The organism is bacterium (assembly GCA_030652805.1).
Lineage (GTDB): Bacteria > JAHJDO01 > JAHJDO01 > JAHJDO01 > JAHJDO01 > JAHJDO01.
This window is the reverse complement of record JAUSPT010000014.1, coordinates 1-5666: the sequence shown is the minus strand read 5'-3', so window position 1 is coordinate 5666 and position 5666 is coordinate 1. Positions and strand designations below refer to the sequence as shown.

9 protein-coding genes are annotated in these 5666 nt (G+C 36.2%); all 9 read left to right on the top strand.

Features of this window, described 5'->3' with window-relative positions:
* A partial coding sequence (locus Q7J67_00800) for a hypothetical protein (GenBank protein ID MDO9463835.1) occupies nucleotides 1-235 on the top strand: 235 nt, incomplete at its 5' end.
* Nucleotides 236-619: 384 nt separating this feature from the next.
* Entirely contained in the window at nucleotides 620-763 is a 144-nt protein-coding gene (locus Q7J67_00795; protein ID MDO9463834.1) for a DUF5679 domain-containing protein, read from the top strand.
* A 92-nt stretch (nucleotides 764-855) separates the two neighbouring features.
* Nucleotides 856-1587 (top strand): alpha/beta hydrolase, encoded by a 732-nt coding sequence (locus Q7J67_00790; GenBank protein MDO9463833.1) that lies wholly within the window; start codon nucleotides 856-858, stop codon nucleotides 1585-1587.
* Nucleotides 1577-2371, top strand: a complete 795-nt coding sequence (locus Q7J67_00785) for a methyltransferase domain-containing protein (protein ID MDO9463832.1) — start codon at nucleotides 1577-1579, stop codon at nucleotides 2369-2371. Before Q7J67_00790 ends, Q7J67_00785 begins: the two co-directional genes overlap by 11 nt.
* 10 nt (nucleotides 2372-2381) lie before the next feature.
* Complete coding sequence (bioD, locus tag Q7J67_00780) at nucleotides 2382-3089, top strand: dethiobiotin synthase (protein ID MDO9463831.1); 708 nt, start codon at nucleotides 2382-2384, stop codon at nucleotides 3087-3089.
* A gap of 20 nt (nucleotides 3090-3109) precedes the next feature.
* Nucleotides 3110-3868, top strand: a complete 759-nt coding sequence (locus tag Q7J67_00775) for an ABC transporter permease subunit (GenBank protein MDO9463830.1) — start codon at nucleotides 3110-3112, stop codon at nucleotides 3866-3868.
* Nucleotides 3865-4602 carry a hypothetical protein gene (locus tag Q7J67_00770; GenBank protein MDO9463829.1) on the top strand — a complete coding sequence of 246 codons (738 nt, stop codon included), beginning with the start codon at nucleotides 3865-3867 and terminating at the stop codon, nucleotides 4600-4602. The genes Q7J67_00775 and Q7J67_00770 overlap by 4 nt, the downstream gene beginning before the upstream one ends.
* Entirely contained in the window at nucleotides 4599-4952 is a 354-nt protein-coding gene (locus Q7J67_00765) for a hypothetical protein (protein ID MDO9463828.1), read from the top strand. The genes Q7J67_00770 and Q7J67_00765 overlap by 4 nt, the downstream gene beginning before the upstream one ends.
* A gap of 75 nt (nucleotides 4953-5027) precedes the next feature.
* Nucleotides 5028-5666: hypothetical protein (locus Q7J67_00760; GenBank protein ID MDO9463827.1), on the top strand; the 639-nt coding region annotated here is incomplete at its 3' end.

Here is a 5666-nt window from a genome sequence, read left to right as displayed (position 1 = left end):
GTACCATCTGGTAACGGTGAGCCCTTTTATCTTTACAATTCCTCATAATTTGATAGTATCGCACTGGGCACATAATGATATCCTCCTCTTTATTTGGGGAAAATTTAAGGAAGATATCTTAATATACTATGTGCCCTTTTTCATTGCCGTTTTTCTCCATAGGATCGTTAATGTAGTCATCCCATTCTTTAACCCTTCGCCATTTATGGGAGAGACTGTCCCGCGCAGGCCCTGAACCGAGATTACTCTGGTTCGGGGCAGGCCAAACAGTAACCGGCGCGTATTGCTCGTAATATGCGGTTTCATTAGTTTGGATAGCGATAGTCTTCTCATCTATCTGTTTCTTTCTTGGCTTTCGTTCTCTTGGAACCAGTCCTGCAAACCATCGTTTGAAACATGATGCTTCTTTCCTTATCTCCTTAAATATTTTCGCAGATACTATTAATATTTTCCTGACCCCATCCCGAAAGCTGTCGGGATGGGGTCCCTTGTATCCTCCACCTAGGGGGTAAGGATGTATCTTACCATTTCCAAACTCCAGATATAATTAGATTGACTTTTGGTAATGGGATGATAAACTTAGACCAATGTTGTTTTAAAAACCATAAGGAGATGTATCATGGAAGCTTATTGTGTGAAGTGCAAGGCTAAGAAAGAAATGAAAGATGCCAAGGAAGTTACAATGAAGAATGGCAGAAAAGCAATGAAAGGCGTTTGTCCGTGCTGCGGTACAGGTATGTATCGGATAATGGGTAAAAAATAATTACCTGTCTTTTGTTTTGTGTGTCGCAGATAGAATTTTATTAAGTTTTGTCTGCGACATCTTTATTTTAGAGAAGATATAATTGAATACAGATGACTAATTTATGCCCTCCTCTTTTATTTATTCCTGGCTGGGGAACTTCTAAAACTATTTGGAATTATCAACTCAAATATTTCAGGCAAAATTATAGGACTCTTGCTGTATCTCTCAAAGGAGGCTGTATGAGAGCACATACAGAACATTTGCTTGGAGTTATAAAAAAATTAAAATTAAAGAACATTAACCTTGTAGGCTGGTCAATGGGTGGCATGATTGCTATTAATTTTGCATTTCAATACCCTGAGTATGTGAAAAAACTTGTTCTTGTGAGCACTCCTGCAAAATTTGTTGCTTCGGAGGATTATGATGCGGGTATATCACACATTGTCATGCAAAGCTTTATCAATAAGTTCAGGAAATCACCTGTGAGAATGTTAAGCAATTTTGCAAGTCTTATTTTGAAGAATGCAGATTTTAAAAAAGAAGATTTGGATTTAATAAAGGAGTCATCAAATCTATGTAACAAAAATACAATGTTACAGAACCTACTATTACTTAGAAATTGTGACCTGAGAGATAAATTACACTCTATAAAAGTTCCTACTCTCCTAATTCATGGGAAAGGGGATATGATATGTCCTTATGCCTGTGCAGATTACATGCATAGCAAAATAAAAAATTCTGTTCTTTATGCGTTTGAGAGTGCAGGGCATGTTCCATTTGTAACAAAACATGAGGAGTTTAATAATTTATTGGATGGATTTTTGAGAGATTATGAACTTTAAACAGTGGACGAAGTCCTCATTTTCGAAAAGTGCTTCAACGTATAATAATATTGCTGAACTGCAGTTTAAGATCGCAGATATACTGGTCTCAATGCTGGATAAGTCTAAATGTGTCTTGAGAATACTGGACGTAGGAACAGGAACTGGTTATCTTATCGATAAGCTTCAGTATACGTTTCCAAACGCAAAAATATATGCTGTTGACCTTGCCTTTGGAATGGTCAAAATATCCTCAGCAAAAAAGCATATTAATAGAACTAGTTTCGTGCAGGCAGATGCTGAATTTTTACCGTATAAGAATGATATGTTTGATATACTAATTTCAAATTCTGTATATCAGTGGATGGAAAACTATTCCAGAGGGATAAGTGAATTATATAGAGTTATAAAACCAGAAGGGAAATTCCTTTTTTCAATGTTTGGAGGAGAGACATTGTGCGAACTTGGTAGTTCCTTTATAGAGGCGCATAATATTATAGGTACACAACATCCAAGTTCTCATTGCCTGAGCTTTGTTGATGAAGGAAAACTTGTTGGTCTTCTTAATAGATTTAGATGTGTTAATGTAGGAGGAATTACGCAGAGGATATATTATGATAATGTTATGAATTTGTTGACCTATCTTAGGTCTATAGGATCTCACAATCATCTGTATAGCTCAAGAGATGGATTGGGCAATAGAAGACTAATGAACAAAATGAAAGAAGTGTATACGAAAAAATATTCCAGGAATAATAAGATTTTTGCAACTTACGACATACTGATTGCACAAGGTCAAAAATAGGCAGGTTGAAATGAAAAACATGCGAAAAGGCGTTTTTATTACAGGTACTGATACTGAAGTTGGCAAAACTGTTATAGCTGGAGGATTGGCTCGACTACTTCGTAACATGAGGATAAATGTGGGTGTTATGAAGCCTGTTGAAACAGGAGGGAAATATAAAAAAGGCAAACTTGTTGGTAAGGATACTGAATATCTGATCAGAATGAGTAAAATTCAAGACACTTACAGCCATATCAATCCTTATATATTGCAACATCCTTTAGCTCCGTATGTTGCTGCAAAGCTTGAAGGAAAGAAAATATACAAGAAAAAAATACTTACCTCTTTTAGAAACCTTACAGATAAATACGATTTTTTAATCGTTGAAGGATGTGGCGGATTTCTTGTACCAATAACATCCAATTATATGATTTCTGATCTTGCCAGAGATATGAAGCTTCCTATTATAGTTGTTGCAAGAGCAGGGCTGGGAAGCATTAACCACACTCTCCTGACTCTAAATTATGCACGAAGAGCACACATTAATGTAATAGGCATTATTATAAACAAGGCTAGCAGAAATATTCAGATGTCTGAGGAAACAAATCCCCAGGTTATAAGAGCTTTTGGCAGGGTACCAATACTGGGTATAATACCATATACTTCAGGACGTAAAAGCATGGATGTTGTTGTTGACAAATATGTAGACATTGAAAAAGTTTTATACAATAATACCTAGAACGTTATGAGGAGAAAAAAATGAGAATCATTGCAATTGCAAAAAATACCTTTAAGGAAGCGTTGAGAGGAAAGATGTTTAACATTATGTTGATCTTTGCTCTAGTTACTATTGGAAGCACAAAGATGTTTTCGTTTTTTACTCCGCGGGAAGAGATGAAAATGATTAAAGATATGGGGTTTTTCTTTATAACAATTTTTGGGCTGCTGATAGCGGTTATTCTTGGAGCAAGATTAATTACTGAAGAACTGGGAAAAAAAACAATATATGCGGTGCTTTCTAAACCAGTTCACAGATATGAGCTTATTTTAGGAAAGCTATCTGGCGCAATGTTTGCCTTATTCATTAATCTCTGTTTTATGACTGGTGTGTTTTTAAGTGTGCTTTATCTAAAGGAGCGTGTACTGAATTTTGAAATATTCAAAGCTATGTTTCTAATTTTTATCAGTTTATCCCTACTTAGTTCTATTGCTATTATGTTTTCAACATTTTCTACCATGTGGATAAGTATAGCTTTAACACTATTTATCTACATTGTAGGAAATATATTTGAGTATCTTAGACATCTGGCCTCAAAAGGCAGTGCTATATTGAAATTTGTACTTGACGGAGCCTATTACCTTTTACCCAATTTTGGTAATTTTAATATAAATCGTGATATTGTTCATGGCACAGCAGTATCAGGCCTGCACATACTTAAAGTTACTGTTTATGGGCTAAACTATATAATAATATTTACGCTTCTGGCCATATTATTTTTTAGAAAGAGAGAAGTATGAAATTTAGACCTCAAAAGATACATTTCATATTTCTTCTTATTATTTTAATATTGCTGGTTGTAATCATTCCGTTGCATAAGAGCATAGATAAGGATTTGGATGAGCTGCATCCAGAACGAAAACTAGTTACTGCTCCGGCAGGGGAATTTTTAGGAGCAACTTTGTTTGGTTTTAAGGATATTGTTGTAGATTTAATGTGGCTTAGAATAGATTACTACTGGGATCACCAGCAACAAGAGAAAATGTTTCCTATTTTCAGAACAATTACATGGCTTGACCCGCATTTTCTTGACGCATGGATTTTATGGGCATGGCATATCGGATATAACCTCAGTGCAGCTGTAAAGGATCCTGAAATAAAAGAAAAATGCTATTGGGCAGATGTTAATATACTAAAAGAAGGCATAAAATTTAATCAAGATAAGTATGATTTATTCTTTGAGTGCGGTTGGGTTTATTACCATAAGTTGAAATTATATGCAGAAGCTGCTAAGTACTTCGCATTAGCTGGGCAGTGTAAAGACCATCCAATGTATGTTTCTCACATTCTTGCTCATAGCTATGCAAAGCAGCATAACTGGCAAAAGTCTTTGGAAATATGGGAATCTGTTAAGAAAAAGGGATATGGAAATTGGTCACAATCTGAGGTTGCAGAAAGACACATAAAGAAAATGAAAAAATATATTGAAATGGAACAAGGGGGCGAAACAGTTAAGGATGAGATGTACCCATGAAAAGACTGGATAGAATAGATTTTCTTATTATTGTAGCCGTGATTTTACTCTTGGGTGTAATGGCAGTGCCTAGTTATATTAAGGATCAGGTAGCTTATAGGAAAGAAACGTGCTTAACCAATATGAGGAAAATTGTATGGGCAAAGCAGAAATGGGCAGCTAGCAATAAGAGAGAGAATGGAGCTAATTGTACTCTGGAAGATTTAGTTCCAGAGTGTCTTCCTGGAAAATTAGAGTGTCCATCCGGCACTAAAGCGTATATTATTAATCCTATAGGTAAAAATCCTGTTTGCCCAAATCAACTGGAGGGTAAAGTAAAAGGGCATACTTTGCCTGTAACACCAAAATGATAATGTCCTATTTGGCCAAAATAGAAATGTCCGCTTTTAAGGAAGCTATAATACCCGATTTAAGAGGAGGGTATTATGGCAGAAAGGGACATAATCATGGCGAGTCAAAGGGAATTAAAGCGGTTGCATGTAATTCACAAGATACTGGATAGAGAATTAAAGCAGATAGAAGCAAAGGCTGTTTTAAATTTAAGCGAGAGACAGATAAGGAGAATAGTAAAAGCAGTTCGGAGAGAAGGAGATAAAGGGATCGCGCATAAATCACGAGGAAAGCCATCAAATGCAGCGATATCTAAGAAGATAAGAGCCAGGATCATAAGTCTCTACAAAGAAAAATACAAAGGGTTTGGTCCCTTACTTGCGAGCGAAAAACTTTTGGAAATAGATAAGATAAAACTAAGTGATGAAACTTTACGGAAGTGGCTGATAGCAGAAGGAGAGTGGAAAGTAAGCCGCAAACACAAAGAGCATCGTGCGTGGCGGGAGCGAAGGGAGTGTTTTGGAGAAATGGTACAGATGGATGGATCGCATCATGACTGGCTGGAAGGAAGAGGCCCTGAGCTAGTTTTGATGGGATACATAGATGACGCAACGAATGATGTATCAGCTGGATTTTATGATTATGAAGGGACAATGCCAGCGATGGATAGTTTCAAGGAGTATATAGAGAAAAATGGCATTCCAAACAGCATATATTTGGACAAGCACACAACA